14 protein-coding genes are annotated in these 19,761 nt (G+C 34.7%); 1 reads left to right on the top strand and 13 read right to left on the bottom strand.

Annotated elements, in window-relative coordinates:
* Positions 1-296: 296 nt before the first annotated feature.
* The 13 genes from JYK00_RS03615 to JYK00_RS03555 form a co-directional block, all read right to left on the bottom strand.
* Positions 297-1,493 (bottom strand): hypothetical protein, encoded by a 1,197-nt coding sequence (locus JYK00_RS03615; protein WP_207567328.1) that lies wholly within the window; start codon positions 1,491-1,493, stop codon positions 297-299.
* Positions 1,494-1,508: 15 nt separating this feature from the next.
* Positions 1,509-3,998: a hypothetical protein gene (locus tag JYK00_RS03610; protein WP_207567327.1), complete on the bottom strand. Its 2,490-nt coding sequence runs from the start codon at positions 3,996-3,998 to the stop codon at positions 1,509-1,511.
* Between the two features lie 17 nt (positions 3,999-4,015).
* The gene (locus tag JYK00_RS03605) at positions 4,016-5,026 is read right to left on the bottom strand and encodes an AI-2E family transporter (RefSeq protein ID WP_207567326.1); all 1,011 of its coding nucleotides are present in this window, start codon (positions 5,024-5,026) and stop codon (positions 4,016-4,018) included.
* Positions 5,019-6,026: an asparaginase gene (locus tag JYK00_RS03600; protein ID WP_207567325.1), complete on the bottom strand. Its 1,008-nt coding sequence runs from the start codon at positions 6,024-6,026 to the stop codon at positions 5,019-5,021. The genes JYK00_RS03605 and JYK00_RS03600 overlap by 8 nt, the downstream gene beginning before the upstream one ends.
* Before the next feature lie 320 nt (positions 6,027-6,346).
* Positions 6,347-7,048, bottom strand: a complete 702-nt coding sequence (locus JYK00_RS03595) for a rhomboid family intramembrane serine protease (protein ID WP_207567324.1) — start codon at positions 7,046-7,048, stop codon at positions 6,347-6,349.
* A gap of 145 nt (positions 7,049-7,193) precedes the next feature.
* A complete protein-coding gene (locus tag JYK00_RS03590; protein ID WP_207567323.1) occupies positions 7,194-7,946 on the bottom strand; it encodes a YdcF family protein in 753 nt (250 codons plus the stop codon).
* On the bottom strand, positions 7,933-8,382 hold the full coding sequence (locus JYK00_RS03585; protein ID WP_207567322.1) for a flagellar export protein FliJ: 450 nt from the start codon (positions 8,380-8,382) through the stop codon (positions 7,933-7,935). Before JYK00_RS03585 ends, JYK00_RS03590 begins: the two co-directional genes overlap by 14 nt.
* A 13-nt stretch (positions 8,383-8,395) precedes the next feature.
* Positions 8,396-9,631: a PAS domain-containing protein gene (locus tag JYK00_RS03580; protein ID WP_207567321.1), complete on the bottom strand. Its 1,236-nt coding sequence runs from the start codon at positions 9,629-9,631 to the stop codon at positions 8,396-8,398.
* The gene (gene smc, locus JYK00_RS03575) at positions 9,628-13,065 is read right to left on the bottom strand and encodes a chromosome segregation protein SMC (RefSeq protein WP_407701725.1); all 3,438 of its coding nucleotides are present in this window, start codon (positions 13,063-13,065) and stop codon (positions 9,628-9,630) included. Before smc ends, JYK00_RS03580 begins: the two co-directional genes overlap by 4 nt.
* A 77-nt stretch (positions 13,066-13,142) precedes the next feature.
* The gene (gene murC / locus JYK00_RS03570; RefSeq protein ID WP_207567319.1) at positions 13,143-14,447 is read right to left on the bottom strand and encodes a UDP-N-acetylmuramate--L-alanine ligase; all 1,305 of its coding nucleotides are present in this window, start codon (positions 14,445-14,447) and stop codon (positions 13,143-13,145) included.
* A complete protein-coding gene (locus JYK00_RS03565; RefSeq protein ID WP_207567318.1) occupies positions 14,444-15,478 on the bottom strand; it encodes a UDP-N-acetylglucosamine--N-acetylmuramyl-(pentapeptide) pyrophosphoryl-undecaprenol N-acetylglucosamine transferase in 1,035 nt (344 codons plus the stop codon). Before JYK00_RS03565 ends, murC begins: the two co-directional genes overlap by 4 nt.
* Positions 15,479-15,495: 17 nt before the next feature.
* The gene (locus JYK00_RS03560) at positions 15,496-16,449 is read right to left on the bottom strand and encodes a 2-hydroxyacid dehydrogenase (protein WP_207567317.1); all 954 of its coding nucleotides are present in this window, start codon (positions 16,447-16,449) and stop codon (positions 15,496-15,498) included.
* Positions 16,450-16,997: 548 nt separating this feature from the next.
* On the bottom strand, positions 16,998-18,392 hold the full coding sequence (locus JYK00_RS03555; protein ID WP_207567316.1) for an ATP-binding protein: 1,395 nt from the start codon (positions 18,390-18,392) through the stop codon (positions 16,998-17,000).
* A 630-nt stretch (positions 18,393-19,022) separates the two neighbouring features.
* Here JYK00_RS03555 and JYK00_RS03550 point away from each other — a divergent pair.
* Positions 19,023-19,760 carry a SagB/ThcOx family dehydrogenase gene (locus JYK00_RS03550; protein ID WP_207567315.1) on the top strand — a complete coding sequence of 246 codons (738 nt, stop codon included), beginning with the start codon at positions 19,023-19,025 and terminating at the stop codon, positions 19,758-19,760.
* Position 19,761: the final 1 nt, after the last annotated feature.

The following is a 19,761-nucleotide window of genomic DNA, read 5'->3' as shown; positions in this document are numbered from 1 at the left end:
TATCTAAAAAATATTAGTCTCTGTCAGGTAATGAAACACCATTTTATTTTTCATTCCCTTTTACCAACCTCGCTAATTCCCGCAAGATCCTTTGCACTCCGTGCTCAGGACAGGTCTTGTCAATCTCGCCATTTTCTTATCATTCCAGGCAAAGCGAGTCTTATTTTTTTTACTAATTCTCGCTAATCTCGCCAATCTTGCTAATCCTGCCAGCTCAAGATTTCTCGTCACTGCGTTCCTCGAAATGACAAGGTTGGGGGCTAATTCTTGCCAATCTTGCCAACTCTCGCCAATTTTTATATCCCCATGCCAAAATTTACCTTTATTCCATACCCTGGACGTGTACCAGGTCCTGGCACAAGATCATCTGCTATCATGGTTCCTGAAATATCAAGGAACATGAAATGCATATCGAGCATTGCACCTATTGTATGAATATATCCTGGCAAAATATTTCCCACTTCAAGAGAATAATATGCTTTTAACAATGCCAGGTCAAGCATCACAAACGATTTAACATTCCATATTCCATCTATTCTATATCTTCCAAGGAATCCTACTTTAAATCCCGAACCAAAGATTAAATAGGACGTAATTTCAGGTTGCCTTTCGACTACTAAAGAAGTTGCAGTTTTTACAAAATCAGTTATAAGTGTATTTGCAGTGGAAGAAGTTGTTATATCAGTTCCATTACCTGTATAAGTAAAATTTACATATGCATTTACCTCAGCGTTATAATCTATTTCTGGAACTTTTAAAGGAAAATTCTTGAGAGCTATTCCGAAATTTTTACCAGCATATCCTATATTCAAACCTAATCCAAGAGATTTTTTACTTGCTGTAGAAAGTGCTTTAACGCTAAGACCATATTGATCCAGCAAAATCGCTGAATAAATACTTATATTTGCATCCAGTAATAATTGAGCCTCAGCAGGAGATGCTGATGAAGTATACATAAAATCTAAAAGAGTATTCTCTTTATCTACATAAAGTATTGGTAAATAAAGAACGGGGCCTATGAAAAAATCCCCAAAGTGAATATTTATGCCAAGATCAAGGTATGCTTCTGAAAATAAAAAATTAGAATCTGTGGCAGCATAAGTTTTAGAAATATTGATGTTGTCTTTTATAAAGCTTGTAACTTCATCTGGCAAAGCAAAAAGTAAATCAGTATTTAAAGTTAAATAAGAAGAAACTCCCAGTTTCCAGATTTTAAATACACTGTACAATCCCGCATCTGCTCGAAAAGCTACTTTCACCTGTCTTACTTCATTTAAATCTACTACTCCTTCATTAAGAAGCGCATTCAAACCTTCCAGGGAAAAAAGTTTTTGGTTCATCGTAAAATCTCCATACCCACTCATTCCCATTAACCAGAAATCCTTAAAGACAATCCCTGGATTTCCAAATACTCCAAATGGTGAGTATGGAAGAGCAAAAACACTTAAATAAACTAATATCAAAATCACGCTTATTATTATTTTTCTAACCATGTTAACACCTCCTCTTTAAAATGTTACCTGCGTAGCTACAGTAAGATCCACTGATATATACGGTGCTACGTCTATGCACCCATCCGCATTTAAACTCACTTTTTCACCAGCTGGTAAAATTATCGAATAATATGTATTATCACTTGCCAGTGAATTTATTTGTTCCTTATTTAAATTCAAAGCAGGAGTTGCAGTACCAATATTAAAGTTTATACCACCTATGTTGAATACAGTTTTCAATCCAGTGGTATTTTTCCAGTATGCAAACGTTAAAGTGGCAGAATCTATAATTTCCGCCAGCCCTTTCAAATCCAAAAGATCCACATAACCATCTGCAACAACAGTATTTACATTAGGGGTTCCTTCGAATGCAAATATAAGACTGGTATCAACACCAAATTCAGAATCTTTACTTAAAATCCCCTGTGAAGTTTCTATTGAAATTGAGAGGGTTAATAACGCACCATCCTTTAACACTTGTTTTATAATTTCTGAAATATCCGTAGAACCACCTATAGAAATAGATACAGGCGTTCCGCTTATATCAAGTGTAATGGTAGCTTCAATAGTAGTATTTGTAGATTTAAATGTCACAGGTGCACTAAACGCCAGATCCATATTTTTCAAAAATTCTAAATCCTGCCCAAGATTTGAAAAGTCAAATAATGTGATAGGATCACCAAATGTATATTTTTGACCTTTCAGGTCTACTTTATCCACTTCGAAAATAGGCATGGTTATCGTAACATCCACTCCATAATCTTTTCCTTTCTCTATATTTGAAAGAACCAGATCCCCAGAAGCTTCTATTGAAAAATCTATACTGTTTAATGTAGAAAAATCTATAGTTTTAACATCATTTGTTATAGAAGATTCTCCTGTTCCACTAATAACAATTGTCTTATCTTCCAGAATATTAGAGGTGGCACTTATTGTTAAATTCGATATCCCTGTAGCAACATAAGACACATTTATCACAATTGTCGCATCCAGTGAATTGACAAATTGAGCTAAATCAGAAACATCAATATTCACATTTTGAGCAGCACTTGCAAGAAGTGTTGGTGATACAACTACTTTCTCAATAGCAAAATCATTGGAAAGATGACCGGTGTAATCTATTTTGGAAACACCATTATCTACAGATGCAGATATCTGATTTAAAGTCAACGTCGCTGGCAATTCTATACCCGCAGCGTCAATTGAAAGAACGTTTCCAGAAATCTGGACATTTCTTGTAATTGTGCCATCAGTAAGCGTTCCTGTTGCTTCATTTATCGTTATTCCCAGAAATTCCACATTAAAAGTTCCGGTACCTATTTTTGTCATATCAACGTTATCCGGTAAAGGAATAAAAAGAGCCGTGTCAACAGGATAGTTTTTAATACTCTCAATATTGATGTCGGGTACTATCTCATAAGTTATAGGAGTTTTTAAATCTATATCGACAGGTGTCCCTTTTAACGTAATAGTTCCAGTTACATCTAATCCATTACTTACTGTTATTATTTTACTTGAATCAAACACAACAGGATCTCCAGATGCTACTGTCGCTCCACCTGATGTAACCTCAATGTTTTTTACAACTTTGAGATTGGTAGCATCAACTGTAAAATTAGTGACAAATATTCCAGACAGTGTTATTTGCCAGTTTTCCGGGCTTATATCTATATGAGTGTCCGGGATGTTTATAGTAACAGGATACTTGTCCATATCTATACCTTTTGCTTCATCTATTACCACATTTTTCAAAGTTATTGACACTCTCACAGTACCTGCTCCAGCTCCGGTAATCGTGGCGTTAATACCAACCATATCACCATCGTAAAAATACATGTCATTTATCTCTCCAGGTTTAATTGAAGGAACCGTTCCAAGCACAAGTTCTATCTCAGAAACATCGACATTCCCATCTACCACCGAAGTACTTATTTCAAGTATTGCGCTAACCACATGAATCCAGGTAAAATCAAAGCTAAGAGTTCCAAGATCAATATATACAGAGGTCCCTGCAACCACAGGAACATCGACAGAATTTACTATTTCTATGTCCCCAATATTTGCTGATTTAGCTGCTATGTCCCCACTAATCGGACTAAATCCTGGTAAAGAAATACTTCCATTTAATGTTGTAATATTCGAAAATATTTCATCAGTATTAATTTGAAAACTCAAGGTCTGAGAAAAACCATTTATAGAATTTTTTATCTGGTTTTCTATATCACCAAGTAAACTTACCGGGGATATTACAACCGAAGTTCCGTAAGACAGAGTTAAAGGATTTCTATTAACAACCTGAAAGCCACTTTGCTGCGCATCTTCTATCATTGGATTAACAAGATTTTCCATAGAAATTTTCATTGTAGTTATTGGGAATTCTATATGTTTTGTGTATTTAACTCCAACTTTTGAAGGAAGTTTCCCGGGAATTTTTAAACCACAGGACCAGAATACAGCAAGAATCAAAACAATCACAACCATAAACAGAAACTTTCGAATTTTCATATATATCACCTCCTGATTTATCTTTCAAATTCTGGCTTAACAAATTCTTCCCAGAAAGCAGCCACAAAAATTAACAACGGAACAGCGAAAAACGCCCCAACAAGCCCGAAAATTTGATTAACAACAATTATTGAGACAATCATCAAAACTGGATTCACATTAAGATGTAACTTCATAACATTAACAAATATTATGAACAATCCAAGGTGTATCATAACCACAAAAACATTCATCAGGATAAAACCTTTCAACCCCAGAGTTAAAGAAAATAAAAACACAGGAATATATTCAAAAAACACTCCAACTATTGGTATCAAATTTGTCACTCCAGCCCAGAAAGAAAGAATTATAGCACTATCTGGAAAATATACAGAGGAAACAAGATAAAAGGCCAGAGCTGTTATTACTGCGTTTATGACTATTACATCTACAAAACTTGACAAAGCTAAATAAAGTTTTTCCATAAAGTCGGATAATATTTTGCGAGTCCTTCTGGGAAATAGGTTGGGCAACGATTTTTTAAGCCAACCAGAGTACAGAAGAATATAAATGGTAAGAATAATGGTATAGAACATGGTAGTAAAAAATGTCGGGGTTCCTTTAGCAACTGTATCCAGAACAAAATTCATAAGCTCATTAAGCTTTGGTTTCACCCATGCCATCACGCTGTTTACACTTTCCAAAAGCTCAGGATTGTTACTAAAATATTCTGCCCATGCCTGACTATCAAATACCTTATTTAAAGTGGTAACAAAGTTTCCTATTTGCTTTGTTGCCGCTGGAACTGTTAATATTATACCATAAACTATTATAAAAAAATATATTAGAATGGCTATTATAATTGAAATCTTTCCCTTTATCTTGAAAAAATTCAGAAATTTAGCAATTAAAGACACTATTAAAGTAGATATTAGTGTGAAAATGAAAACATTTAAAATAGTATCAAATAAAAGAAAAAGAACAAACATTAACACCGCATAACCTGCTACATAAACAGCAGCAAGTTTTCGGTTACTTAGTCTAACCATGCTCTATAGTCCTCCTCTTAATCGTTCTTTCAAAATATGTTCTAATCTCCTCTATATCAGTTGTTTTTCCCATTACAATCATAAGTTTTATTTTCGCTTTCTGGCCAATAGGATGTTCACTCATTATAGCCCCCATTTTCCTCAAATCAGCTCCTCCACCTTTATATGCATATACTGGATAGACTCTTCCTTTAAAACATCTCGAAGTAATAACTACAGGAATCCCCATTTTTATAACCTCCCCAACAGCATCAGCTACATCTGGCGGAACATTTCCTCGTCCAAAGCCTTCAAGTACTATTCCCCGATATCCCATTTGCGCTGCTGCTTTTAAAACTGAGCCATTATCACCTGTAAACGTTTTTATAAGCGCAACCTTTTCCTCTATTTTATCTGTTAGTATTCTTTCTCTTGTAAGAGATTTTCTGTTAAAAATCACTACATCCTCATCGACAATACCAAGCGGGCCATATCCTGGAGAGTCAAAAGTTGCTACGTTACTTGTGTATGTTTTGGTAACTTCTCTTGCAGCGTGTATTTCATCATTAAGGCAGACCATTACACCCATCCCATACGCTTGCGGTGACAGAACTGTTCTAACCGAAGAAAGAACATTCCTTGGCCCATCTGTGCCAAGTTCACCTATGTTTCTCATAGCCGCTGTACATACCACAGGTTTCTCACTCTTCAACGTAAGATCAAGAAAGTAAGAAGTTTCTTCAAGAGTGTCTGTTCCATGAGTTACCACAACTCCTGCAACTTCTTCATCTTCTAAAATTTCATCCACCAATTTTGAAAGGCGCCACATGTCAGCCGGGGTCATATGAGGACTGGGTATATTTGCAAACTCATACAATTCTATTTTATCAAGTCCTGGTATATCTCTTAATTCCGGGATTTCACTTATGAGAATGTTACCTTTATCGTATGGAACAACTCCTTCTCGCTCTTTCACCATGGCAATAGTTCCACCTGTTGTTACAATAACCACTTTTCCCATTCCTATTCCTCCCTCACTAAAATAACAGTCCCATAGATTCTTCAATTCTTTTCATTTCAAACTCATCTAACAAACTTTATATTTTTTATCTTACTAACTCTCGCCAACCTCGCCAACACTCGCTAATCATAAGATTCCTCGTCACTGCGTTCCTCGGAATGACAAGGTTGGGGGCTAATTCTTGCAAGATCCTTCGCACTCCGTGCTCAGGACAAGCCTTGCTAACCTCACTGTCTTTTTGTCATCCTGAGGAGCGCCAGCGTCGAAGGATCTTCTTTTTCACTAACCTCGCTAATCTTGCCAACTCTCGCCAATCCTGGTCACCAATAGTATCTTTTTCTAACCATTCTGCCTATTACCATTCCGTAAATAAATCCCCCAACATGTGCCCAATAAGCCACACCGCTTCCTGTTATATTGGAAAAAGTTCCATTAAGAACCTGAAATAGAAACCAGAAAAATAAATACACAATCGCAGGAATTTCAATTAAAAAAGGTATAAACCATATCACAAGCGTCACAATCTTTGAATAATAAAACTGAACAAAATAAGCCCCCATAACAGCAGACACTGCCCCAGAAGCACCTATCATTGGATAAGGAGAATAAAGATTAAAAAGTGTGTAAAAAAACATCGCAAAAATTCCACCGGAAAGATAAAAAAGAAAATATTTAAAATGTCCCATACGATCCTCTATATTATCTCCAAAAATCCATAAAAACCACATATTACCTATTATATGTGACCATCCACCATGAATAAACATATGTGAAATTAGCGGCACAAGGGATCCAGAAGTAATGGAAGGTTCAATAGCTCTCCAATAGGCCATTAATTTTAAAGAAGGTGCTATCTTCCACGTATATCTGAGAGGTATTACACCGTAATTATAAAAAAACAGATCAAGTTGATATCCCCTGAGAGATAATTCATACAAAAAAACGAGAACATTTACCACTATTATAGCGTAAGTTATATACGGTTTCTTTCTACTTGGGATTGTATCATACAACGGAAACATTCTTTAACCTCCCAGATAGCAAAAAATTATGGATTACCTTTAATCCTTATCATGAGTATATACCATATTTTTGAAAGAATATAAACGCACACAAGAAAAACCGCAAGAACAAACCACATAACAAAACCTTTTCTTTTTCTCAATTTCATCCTCCCACTATTCCCAAGGAATATGCAACAAGTCCGATCCATTCATGAGTTATAAGTGAAAATGAATAAAAAGCCTGAGAACTTGGAAGAAAATCCAGATAATTTCCCCTAAAATCTATGGGAAAATCACAAACAACTGGTAATAATCTTTTATCTTTTAACGCTTTTGAAAATTGCATTAAACTTCTTTTCATGTGCAAAAAAGAAGTCACTAAATATATTGTATCAAAATTTTTAAGGTAATCTTCGGAAAATTTCGCATTTTCAAAAGTGTTACGTGCCTTGTCCTCAACTATTATCTTATCGGCTGGTACTCCAAACTTTATTAACTGTTCTTTCATAACATGACTTTCTGGTATACCTTTACTTATAACACCACCTGTAACCAAAATCGGAGCGTTGGTTTCCCGATAAATTTCATACCCTTTCACTATTCTTTTTAAGGTATGCGCTCCTACTTCTATTTCATTATCGTAAGAGATAATCCCTCCCCCTAAAATAACTATAATTGAACCTTCCAAAGAATCATATTGTCGATATTCTTTATAATCAACATAATCGATTTTTAGTGTTTTCGAAACTAAATAAACAAAAAACGATGTAGATGTCAAATAAAAAAGAACTACCAATAAAAGAAAAAAGCGCCGAATTCGGCGTTTTTTTATGTTTATTAAATATAAAGTTAGAAACAACAAGATTATAAGTCCAGGAAATTGAAAAAACGCCCCCAAAGCTTTATATATAACCATTTGTTCCTTCCCCTCTTTCTCTAAAAAATTTCTTTTCAGCTATTTCATCTATAATTCTTATTTCTTTACGATTTAATTCAGTAACATATTCCATTGTTTTTCTTTCTTTCAATTTTTCCAGACTTAATCTTTGCTTCCTTTTTTCTAAATACTCATCAAGTATTTCCTGCTCTTTTTTTTCCATTTCATAAAACTTATTCCACAGACTATTCAAATAATTTTCCCCCTGAGAAATTATGGCAATTTTAAACTGTAACTCCTGCCCTGTTGTTTCAGCAGAAGATATTTCTTCTTTTATTTTATAAATGTATTGTTGGGTCTTCTCTATATTTTCAAAAATTGCACTTTTTTCCTGCCTTATTCTGAAAAGTTCATTTTTCAAAAGTTCTTCCTCTTTTGATGCCAGATCAAGTAACTTTTGGAGTCTAAAACGCATATCATCTTTCCCTTCAACTACCTTTTTTCAAAAAAGTGGTTAACAAATCTACGTAATACCCAAGTAATTTTTTGCTTTCTTCTGAGAAATGTATTCCATTAAAATTATCAATGGAAATATTGCCAATAATCTGGTTATCCAGATGAAATACTCCTATAAGAGGAATAAAACTTTCACTAAACATTCCATAGTTCCCAAGTATCTCCGAGAGTTCGCTCTTTTTAACAAACTCATAAGCTCTTTCAATTTCAAAAACTTTGTATCCTTCTTCTATCATTTCCGTTATTTTCTGCCCATAGGCCGTTTTCTCAGCGGCAAACTTCAGCTGTGTTGCTCCGGGATATCCAATCTCAGCTATGCAATCATAAGTGTTTTCAGAATACAACCATACACTCCCCTTTTCAGCTTCTGGAATAATTTCAACTATTTTTTCAAGTGCTTTTTGCATGAAATCCTGCAAACTTCCTTTGTTGTTCCATTCTACAACTGTTTCTACCATTTTTTCAAGTGCTCTATAATAGTTTTGTTTCTTTGATTCTATTTCTATTTTCTGCAACGCTACCTCTATCTTTGGAACCAGAATAGGCGCCAGTTGATTCATTATTTTTAATCTCAAAGGACTACTTTTAAAAACTATTTTGTAATTTTCTATTGGAACTACAAGCCATTTTTCACCATCTACTGAAAATTCTTTAATACCTTCTTTTGACTTTGCCCTTTCACATACTTTTTCTGGAAGATAAGTTTTTAAAACATCTTCGCCTTTTATCAAAGCCCATGGCCCAATATTTGTTGTTTCATAAACTTTATCAAAAAAATATTCGATAAGTATATCCTTATCTTCTGGAACTTCTTCAAAAGCCTCATTCAACAAAGTTGAGAGTTTAACATTAGTTTTTAACAATATCTCTCCAATATGCTTATCGGTAATGTCAAAGGCCACGCCTGCAACTCCATACGTTCCATCACCAAGCCTTATAGGAATTTTTATTACCCTATAATGTTTTGACCCAATGTCTGTTTCGTAAGTAAAAGGTTTTTTACTTCGCACAATACTTTTGTCCTGTTTTTCATATTCTCCGTCTCCAAATATTTCAGAAATAGTTTTTCCTATAACTTTCCTGTCATCAAGCCCAAACACTTTCTTCCACTCTTTGTTAACCCACACCAATCTAAATTTGTTATCTTTTATAAAAGCAGGTGCTGGTAACCTTTCGAAAAATTGTTGAAGAAAGAATAGATGCCTCATACTACCTCCTCCATTCTCACAGGAACTATGGTAGATACACCGTCCACCATGGTAACTCCATGAAGAACATCCGCCGCTTCCATAACTATTTTATTATGCGTTACAATTATAAATTGCGCTCTTGAATTTTCAAGAAGTCTTCTAAATTTTTCAGCATTGTACTCATCTAATGGAGCGTCAACCTCATCCAGGACATAAAACGCACTTGGCTGAGCTTCAAGAAGAGCCATTAATAACGCAAGCCCTACCAACGCTTTTTCTCCACCGGATAAAAGCTGCAGTTTTTGTGCTCGTCGACCGGCTTTTGTAATAACTATTTCCACTCCTGAATCCAGAACATTGGCTTCATCAGTTAAGCGCATAATTCCTGTCCCGCCGTAAAACAACTGCTCTACATATCTTTTAAACGCACCATTTACAACATTAAAAGTTCCCATAAAAACTTTTCGGGCTTCCTCATCTGTTTTTTCTATAAGATCTATAAGTTTTTTTCGGGCACTTTCAAGATCTTCTTTCTGCAAATACAAATCATTATACTCTTTCTCAACTCTTTTATATTCTTCTTCAGCTTCTAAATCAACAGAACCTAAATACTTTATTTTGTTTTCCAGTTCTTCTATTTGCGTTTTTAACTCATCAAGTTCATTTTCCTTAACTATTATCTCATTTCTGAATTCTTCTGGAATACCGCTTATTTTTATTTCTTTTTCCTGAATTTTCAAATCTATTTTATGTAATTTTTCTCTAACCTTCTCTACTTTGTTTCTTAGCTCTTCCATTTTTTCTTCCAACTTTTTTACTTCCTGAAATTTTTGTTCTTTTCCACTTTTTCTATATTTCATACTTTCAAACAATTCTTCAGTTTCACGTTTTAAAGCCTCTATTTCTTTTTCATTCTCCTGAAGAATTTGTTTTAAATTTTCCATTTCAGATTCTACATTACCTTTTTCACGCAAAAGTTCTCCCAATTCAGTTTCAATTTCTTTATACCTAAGATGAATTCTTTTTATTTCAGAGTCATACTGAATCCGCCGCTCCATTAGATTTGTTAAATCCATTTTAACATCTGTTATCCGTGAGTTTAGCTCGTCCAACTTTTCCTTTTCTTCAAGAATTTCCTTACTATAATCATCCAGCATAGATTTTAAACTATTGATTTTTCCCATATACTCTTTTATACTCTTTTCAATTATATCATACCTTGCATTTATTCCCTCAAACTTTTGAGTATATTCTACTTTTAACTTCTCAAGAGATTCAACTTCTTTTAATATTTCATCACGAGTTTTTACCAATTCCTGTAGCATTCTTTTGCTGGAAGCACTCTGACTATTTAAATTTATCAATTCTTTACTCACAACTTCTGAATAGTTCCTTAATTCTTCTATTTCTTTCTTAATGTTTTCAAAAGTTTCCTGTAATTTTTCCTCTTTATTTAATAGACGATTCAATTCCTCTTCCAGTTTTTGTATTTTTTGCTTCCTCGAAAGCAAGGAATAGTTACTGGAACTCTTCCCACCGGTCATTGAACCTTTAACACTTACTATTTCTCCATCAAGAGTAGCTATCCTTCCCCAAATTTTCCTTTCCTTCTTTACAAAAATAGCAGTATCAATATCTTTGACAACAATATCACCACCAAAAAGATAACCTGGAAGCTTTTCAAGTCCCTTTTTATCTCTGTTAATCTTTATAAGTTCTCTGGCCATACCTATAACGCCTTGAGTATCCTTTGTAAAGTCAAAATGTTGATTCTGCCCGGGTTCCTCTATCAAGTCGAGAGGAATAAGTGTTAATCGTCCTATTTTTGTTCTTTTTGCAAATTCTATTATTTTTTTGGCATGTTCTGCTGTATCGACAACTATATGCTGAAGAACTCCTCCTAACAATGCTTCAATTGCCTCTGTATACTGTGGCTCTACTTCGATAATATTTGCTACAACATCTACTATTCCTTCAAATTTTTCCTTATTTTCGAAAACTTTTTTTACAGCGTGTGAAAATCCCTGATAATCATCTATTTGCTTTTGCAAAATCTGGACTTCTGAACTAATTTCTCTCTTCCTATGAAACAACTCTTCCAATTCTTCTTTTATATTTTCTCGTTCACTGGTTAATTTTTCCATATTATTTTTTATTTCGTTCAGTTCATCTAATAATTTCTTTGCGCTTTCATCAAATTTTGAAACGCTTTTTGAAAGTTCTTCTATCTCATCTTCAAGGTCCTCTAAACGTGTTTTTTTAGAAATAAATTGTTCAGTTATCATCTTTAATCTTTTTTCCAGATCCACCTGGAGATCTGCCAGATGTTGTTTTTCTGTTTGAATCTTATGCAACTGTTTTTCATAGCCATCGTATTCCTGTTTCTTCTTTAACAATTCCATCTCTCTTTGAGAATAATTTGACATTAAAGCTTCTCTCTTTTCTTCAAGCTCCAAAAGTACTTTTTCCTTTTCTTCTATTTCTTTGTTCAAAGATTTTTCTATCATCAAAACTTCTTCTTCACGTGTTTTAAGACGCCTGGTCTCCTCTTTAAAACTGTCTATTTTTGTTACAATCTCCACATAATTGCTCTCGTACCTGTTTAATTTTTGAGTAAAAGTTTCCCTTAATTCTAAAAGTTGCATCTGTCTTTTTTTGTGATCTTCAAGAAGCCCCGTAAAACTTTCCATTTCTTTATCTATTTCATTAAATTCTTCCCGAAGTACAGACCATTTACTTTCAATACCTGCTAACTCTTTTAAAGTTGCTTTCAGGTTCCCTTTAAGCTCTTCTCTTTGCTCGCTAAGACTATCCAACAGCCGCTTTTCGTGAGTATAAACTCCACTAAAATATCGGGCCTTTACCTGGCTAAGTTTTTCACTATATTCTTTATATCTTTCAGCTTTTTTAGCTTTTAAATATAAAGACTTTTTGTTTTTTTCAACCTCAAAGAGTATATCCTTTATTCTCTCAAGATTTGCTTCTGTAGCTGCAAGCCTTGTTAAAGCTTCTTTTTTTCTGTCACGATACACAGCCGTCCCCGCTGCTTCTTCAATTAATTTTCTCAAGTCTTCTGCACTGGAAGTAACTATCTTATCTATCTGTCCCTGACTTATAATTGAATACATTCCCTTTTCTGTACTATTTATGAAATTTTTTATATCTTTTAATCGTACCTGATCACCGTTCAGAAAATAACCACTTTTACCATTTCTCGTAATTTCTCTGGCAATTCTTACTATTTCACCGTTCAAAGAAAATGTAAGTTCAACAAACGCATTTTGTGATGGCCTTGTTTTTTCACTACCGGAAAATATTACATCACTTCTTTCTTCAGCCCGTAATTCTTTCATTGATTGTTCGCCAAAAACCCATCGTAGGGCATCCACAATGTTCGACTTTCCCGAACCGTTTGGTCCAACAATAACAGATATTCTTGGCGATATAGGAATTCTTGTAGGGTGTGCAAAAGATTTAAAACCTTTCAGATAAATTTCTTGAAGTTTTAAGCTCAGCGCAATCCCCCCTGCTACTTATTAACAGTTTCTTTCAATTTATTTCTAAATCTATTCGAAACCTCAACTATATCTCCTGCTCCAACAAAAAGATATACAGCAGGTTTCGGTTCTATAAGTTCTAAAATTTCATCCTTTTCAGAAACAAAATGGGAATTGGAAATTAATTTAGCAATATTTTCAGCGCTTATCCCATCTTCCTTTTCGAAAGCCCCGTATACTTCTGTAACATAAACCTCATCTGCCACTGAAAGCACCTCTGCAAAAGCTTTCCAATCTCTTTTTAATCGAGTATACCTGTGGGGCTGAAATACTACAACTATTCGTCGATTTTTATACACCGCTCTGACAGTGTTTAAAAGATTTTTAACCTCAATAGGTGTGTGTGAGTAATCATCAATAACTGTAATTTTGCCATCATCAAAAGAAATTTCAAACCTTCTATCAGGTAGTCTATAATCCTCAAACAGGTACAATACATCTTCCATGGAATATCCTAATTTATACAAAAGTGCAATAACTGCCAAAGCGTTAACAGCATTATGCGTTCCAGGCACCGATAAAAGAAACTTTTTTTCTCCCTGAGGAGTTGAAATATTTACTTTTTGCTTATTCCCATCCGGATTGATTGATATAACTTTGAAAACTCCTCTGTTAATTCCAAAACTGATATCTCCCTTTATTATTTCCTCGTCTGCATTGGTCACACATATTTCAGAGTTTTTCCTGGCCTCTTCAAATGAAGACAAATAATGTTTATAACTTTTATAATTTTCTATATGATCTCCTCTGATATTTGTGATTATTAAATACTCAGATTTATATTTTTCAAACCCTGGTTGACTTTCATCAAGTTCAAATACGCATTTTTGCCCTCCTTTGCGATAATTACCATGTTCCAGCTCTGAATGCACTGAACCAAGAAAAACCGTAGGGTCTTCTTCTAATTTTATTAATGCATGTGCTAACATAGAAGTTGTTGTTGTCTTACCATCAGTACCGGTAACACCAAACTTTGTATATTTTTTAATTATCCTCACATGATGTTCCATTCGCGAAATTATATCTATTTTCCTTTTCCGAGCTTCAAATAATTCAGGATTTTCTTCAGAAATTGCAGGAGTAACAACTACCAGATCTGCATCCCAGACGTTTTTCTCATTATGCGAATTATATACAACTATACCTTTGCTTTTTAAATATTGTACCCTTTCAGAATTGTATAAATCAGTACCTGTTACGTAATTCCCTGTAAAATGTTCATGTAAAGCCTGAGCGCTCATGCCAATTCCGCCAATTCCCAGAAAATGAACTTTCACACTCTTTTCACCTCTCTTATAATTTCACGAGCTATAACTTCTGCTGGATTTATCTTCCTTTTTACATTTCTTTTATTCAAATTCACACATTCTCTTACCTTTTCCAATATCTTTTCAAAAGAGAACTCTGATTCTTTCACAACAATTCCCAATCCTTCTTTTTCTATCTGTCTGGCATTTTCAAGTTGATGAGATTCTGTAGAACCTTCCCATGGAATGATTACTGAAGGAAGATCAAAATACAACAGCTCACTTATAGTAGTTGCACCACCTCGGGCAATAACGCAAGACGCTACGTTATAATAATCTACCATATTATCAATATAATTCAAAACCTTTAAATTGCCATTCTTACACGGGACTTTCTTACCCCCGGAAGATAAAATTATGTATGAATTTTTCAGTTCCTTTGCCAGTTTGCATGCCACTTCATTTAAAAATTCACTCCCACCACTACCACCTATTATTAAAATCACAGGTTTATCATAACTCAACTTCTTACCCATTGAAGAAATTCTTATAGGATTTCCCGTAACCATTAATTTATCTCTTAGCTTTTTCGGAAAATAGTCTCTGGAGTCTTTAAAAGATAAAAATATCTTTGAGGCGTATTTTGACAACTTCAAATTGCTTAATCCGGGAACAACATTTTGCTCCTGGACAAACAAAGGTATTTTTAGTTTATGAGCCGCTATTCCCACAGGATAACTAACATAACCTCCAGTAACTATTACAAAATCAGGTTTGTAACCCCTGAGAACTTTTAAAACCTTTTGTTTACTCTTTAAAATCTTAAATAACCTTGCGACATTTTCATAAGTCGTCAACGGCCTCTTTAATCCCTGTACATCCAGAGATTCCAGGCTGTATTCAGGATGAATTTTCGGGATAATTCTTTCTTCAAGTTTCCCTTTCACTGAAAAATACAACACTTCAACATCAACAAATTTTTCTAAATGCTCCAGAATGGAAATAGCAGGATACAGGTGCCCGCCAGTAACACCTCCAGCAACTGCAACTCTAAGTTTCAAAAATTACACCTCGCCCTTTACCAAACAAGATTTTCAGGTTTCTGCCCATTTAAAGCAGCTATGATATTCTCTGCAACCATTACAGACATTTTTTCACGCGTTTCGTATGTAGCAGATCCAATATGAGGAAGCAAAACCACATTATCCAATTTTTCAAGACCTGGGGTTAACAAAGGTTCATTTTCATAAACATCAAACCCCGCACCTGCTATTCTTTCAGCCTTCAGCATTTCATAAAGAGCCTGCTCATCAACAACAGGACCCCTTGCTGTATTTACAATTATTGCTGTTGGTTTTAAAAGTTCTAACTTCTCCCTGCTAAGCAAGTGATGCGTCTCTCTGGTAAGTGGGACATTTATAGAAACAATATCTGCTTCTTTTAAAAGCGTTTCTAAATCGGTATATCTTGCATTATAAATATTTTCCACTTCCTCTGGTAATCTTCTCCGATTATGATATATTATTTTCATGCCAAAACCAAGTGCCCTTCTGGCAACCGCCTGACCTATTCTTCCCATTCCTATTATTCCGAGCACTTTTCCATGTATTTCATAACCTAAAAATAATTGTGGTTTCCATCCAGCAAACTTTCCTTCCCTTACAAACTTATCCGCGGGTATTATTTTTCTTGCCACACTCAAAATAAGAGCCCACGCTATATCTGCGGTTGCTTCTGTTAAAACTCCCGGTGTGTTTGTTACATATATTCCTTTTGCTTTTGCATACTCAACATCTATATTATTGTAACCAACAGCGTAATTAGCTATTATTTTCAGATTCTTTCCCGCATCGATAAATTCTCTGTCCACAGGATCTCTAAGCTGGGTAATTACTGCATCTGCATCTGCGACACGTCTCATCATTTCTTCCTTTGTTAAAAAATCAGGGCCATTATGAACATCCAGATCATATTTTTCTTCAAGCATTTTAATACCCGCTTCTGGTATTCTATAGGTCACAAAAATTTTCATATCTCCCTTCCTCCTTTTAATATAAAAATTACCTTTCTTTGTTAAATTATAACACTTTCACAAAAATCATCGAGAATTCATTTAAAAAAAATCTCTGCCTTCTGCTTTTTGTCATCCCGAGGAATGAAATGACGAGGAGGATGTCATCCTGAGGAGCACCAGCGACGAAGGATCTTATTCTTTTTACCAACTTCGCCAATCTCGCTAATCTTGCCAACCTTGCCAACTCTCGCTAATTAAGATTCCTCACCCTTCGGGTTCGGAATGACATAGGTGGTGGATTCCTCGTCGCATCTGCTCCTTGGAATGACACAAAGGAGAAATTCCTAACTTTTCCTTTTTCGTCATCCCGAGGAACGAAGTGACGAGGAATCTTTCTTACCAATTCTCGCCAATCTCGCCAACTTCGCAAGATCCTTTGCACTCCATGCTCAGGACAAGCCTTGCTAACCTCGCCAGTTATAAGATTCCTCGCCTTCTACGCTCCTCGAAATGACATTTTTTTGTCATCCTGAGCGTAGCGAAGGATCTTGTTTTTTACCAACCTGCTAACTCTCACCAACTTCGCCAACACTCGCCAATTCTTGCCAACCCTTCTCTTTACTAAATTCAATAAAATGAATTTTTTCATCTATTTCAAAAAGGCTCTTTTCAAACCCTCTTTTTGAAACCAAAATAAAATAATCCACATCCAATTGTAGCTTTTCTATTTTACTCTTCAGATTATAGAAATCTTTCACATTCATTTTTTTATTTCGCCATTTTATTTCAGCAGCATACAGCTTCCCTTTTTTATCTCTACCCAACATATCTATTTCAACATCTCTTTTCCAATAATTTCCCGCCTCAAGCAGTTCAAAACGTTTTTTAAGGTAATTTATACTCTGCTTTTCAAATTCAAACGAAACATATTGGGACAAATCTTTTTCTATCAATTTCAAGACACCTTTATACTCATTTAAATCTATACTTTCTTTGTAAGGGAAGATATATCTATACCAGAACCTAAACATCTGGTCTTCAATGACATATAAAAAATTTTTTGTTCTATGTGGATTTTTTAGAAGTGCAGGAGTAATTCTTTTAACCAATTTTAAGGTAATAAGTGATTTTAAATACGGTTGTAGTTTTCGTGAATCATTTTCTCCTATAAATGATGTGATTTCATTTAATTTGTTTTTCCCACTTGCAAGGGCTTCAAGTATAGACTGATAAACCGCAGGTTCTCTTAACTCTTGATACAAAATGAAATAAGGTTCTTCTTTCAACGGCGCACCGATTTTTAAAAACAAATTTTCAATATTTGCATACAAGTTTATATTTCCATCCCATAGAGTTAAATAATAAGGTATGCCTCCTATTATTGAATAAGTTTCAATCAATTGGTGAAAATCATATTCCGGTATAAAGAGCTTTAAATGTTCAAATGGGATAGGATTTAATTTTAAATTCCCAGTTTTTCTTCCATATAATGGATTTTTATAACTTAATATCCCTTCCATAAAACTTATACTTGAACCGCAAAGAATAAGTTTGAACTTAGAATCATCGAACTCATCTATTAAAACCTGCAAAACCGAGATTATTTCATCGTTTTTTTCTGCAAGATATTGAAATTCATCGAGAATAATAACTATACTTTCTTTTCTGGAAAAATTAAATAAAATTCTAAATGCATCCTCCCAGTTTTCAAACTTTATATTCCCTAAATTAAAAAAATCACCAACACTTCTGGAAAAATTATTTAACTGTTCAGCTTTTGATATCTTCCTGGCAGTGTAAAACAAAGTTTTTTTATTCTTTGAAACTTCTTTTAACAAGGCACTTTTTCCAACACGTCTTCTACCATACAATATGAAAACTTCCTTTTTGTGAGAGTTAAGTATTTTATTAAGAAGTTCTTTTTCTTCGAATCTATTTACAAAAATAATACCACCACCCATCTGGTATAATTATACTAATCACAATTATACTAATCCTGTTTAGTATAATTATATCATAAAAACAACCAACCTTAGTATAACAAAAAGATACCGTACTAAGGTGCGATAGCGACAAAGGACCTTATTCTTTTTACCAATCTCGCTAACTCTCGCCAACACCCGCTAATCTCGCTAAATACAAGATTCCTCACCCTTCGGGTTCGGAATGACAACCTTTTCCTGTCATCCCGAGGAACGAAGTGACAAGGGATCTTTTTTACCAACCCTCGCTAATCTTGCCAACTTCGCAAGATCCTTTGCACTCCGTGCTTAGGACAAGCCTTGCTAATCTCGCCAGTTATAAGATTCCTCGTCGCGTGCGCTCCTCGGAATGACATTTTTTGTCATCCTGAGCGTAGCGAAGGATCTTGTTTTTTACCAACCTTGCTAACTCTCGCCAACCTCGCCAACACTCGCTAACTATAAGATTCCTCACCTTTCGGGTTCGGAATGACAATCCCTTTCTTTGTCATCCCGAGGAATGTAATGACGAGGGATCTTATTTTTTGTTACCAACCTCGCTAACTCTCGCTTTTATCATGATAATATGCTAAAATTTTTGTATGCGAACAAAAAAAAGGGGGGACTTTTATGAAGACAAGAGACTTTTTAAAATCAAACTGGAAAATTCTTAAAACCGTAACAACTGATCAGAGAAAAGGAATACCACATCCTCCAATTGAAAAACCTTATCCAGAAAACTCGAAATTAATTGATTTACCAGAACCTGAAACATTAAAATTCGGAAATGTTCCTTTGAAAAATATTATTGAAAAGAGAAGAAGCAGAAGAAAATTTATTAAAACCCCATTAAATCTTGAAGAGCTTTCCTATCTTCTCTGGTTAACTCAAGGTGTAAAAGAAATAATAAGAAACGGAATCGCTACTTTTAGAAACGTCCCTTCTGCTGGTGCGCGTCACCCGTTTGAAACATATCTTGTAGTATTCAATATTGAAAACCTCAACAAGGGAATTTACAGATATATTCCTCTAAAACACAAGCTAATTCTTCTAAAAGAAGGTGATTTTTCAAACAATGTAATTGAAGCGACCCTCAATCAAAAGTTTGTTGGAGAATCTGCTGTTGTATTTGTATGGACGGCAATACCATATAGAACTGAATGGCGATATGCCCAGGAATCCTACAAAGCAATTGCTCTTGATGCAGGGCATGTTTGTCAGAACCTGTATTTAGCAGCAGAATCCATTAATAGCGGCACATGTGCTATAGGCGCATACGATCAGGAGCTCATGGATAAATTAATCGGAGTAGATGGAAATGAAGAATTTGTAATATATCTTGCACCTGTAGGAAAAATAAATGAATAAT

The organism is Thermosipho ferrireducens (genome assembly GCF_017358165.1).
Lineage (GTDB): Bacteria > Thermotogota > Thermotogae > Thermotogales > Fervidobacteriaceae > Thermosipho_B > Thermosipho_B ferrireducens.
Note: the sequence above shows the minus strand (reverse complement) of the source record. Positions and strands in the feature narration are given on the sequence as shown.

Bases quoted from the DNA above. Each gene is read 5' to 3' on its own strand.
- JYK00_RS03560 (WP_207567317.1), bottom strand. From the start codon at position 16,449: ATGAAAATTTTTGTGACCTATAGAATACCAGAAGCGGGTATTAAAATG.
- JYK00_RS03610 (WP_207567327.1), bottom strand. From the start codon at position 3,998: ATGAAAATTCGAAAGTTTCTGTTTATGGTTGTGATTGTTTTGATTCTT.
- JYK00_RS03590 (WP_207567323.1), bottom strand. From the start codon at position 7,946: ATGGTTATATATAAAGCTTTGGGGGCGTTTTTTCAATTTCCTGGACTT.
- JYK00_RS03615 (WP_207567328.1), bottom strand. From the start codon at position 1,493: ATGGTTAGAAAAATAATAATAAGCGTGATTTTGATATTAGTTTATTTA.
- JYK00_RS03600 (WP_207567325.1), bottom strand. From the start codon at position 6,026: ATGGGAAAAGTGGTTATTGTAACAACAGGTGGAACTATTGCCATGGTG.
- JYK00_RS03605 (WP_207567326.1), bottom strand. From the start codon at position 5,026: ATGGTTAGACTAAGTAACCGAAAACTTGCTGCTGTTTATGTAGCAGGT.
- JYK00_RS03585 (WP_207567322.1), bottom strand. From the start codon at position 8,382: ATGCGTTTTAGACTCCAAAAGTTACTTGATCTGGCATCAAAAGAGGAA.
- JYK00_RS03580 (WP_207567321.1), bottom strand. From the start codon at position 9,631: ATGAGGCATCTATTCTTTCTTCAACAATTTTTCGAAAGGTTACCAGCA.
- JYK00_RS03550 (WP_207567315.1), top strand. From the start codon at position 19,023: ATGAAGACAAGAGACTTTTTAAAATCAAACTGGAAAATTCTTAAAACC.
- JYK00_RS03555 (WP_207567316.1), bottom strand. From the start codon at position 18,392: ATGGGTGGTGGTATTATTTTTGTAAATAGATTCGAAGAAAAAGAACTT.
- JYK00_RS03595 (WP_207567324.1), bottom strand. From the start codon at position 7,048: ATGTTTCCGTTGTATGATACAATCCCAAGTAGAAAGAAACCGTATATA.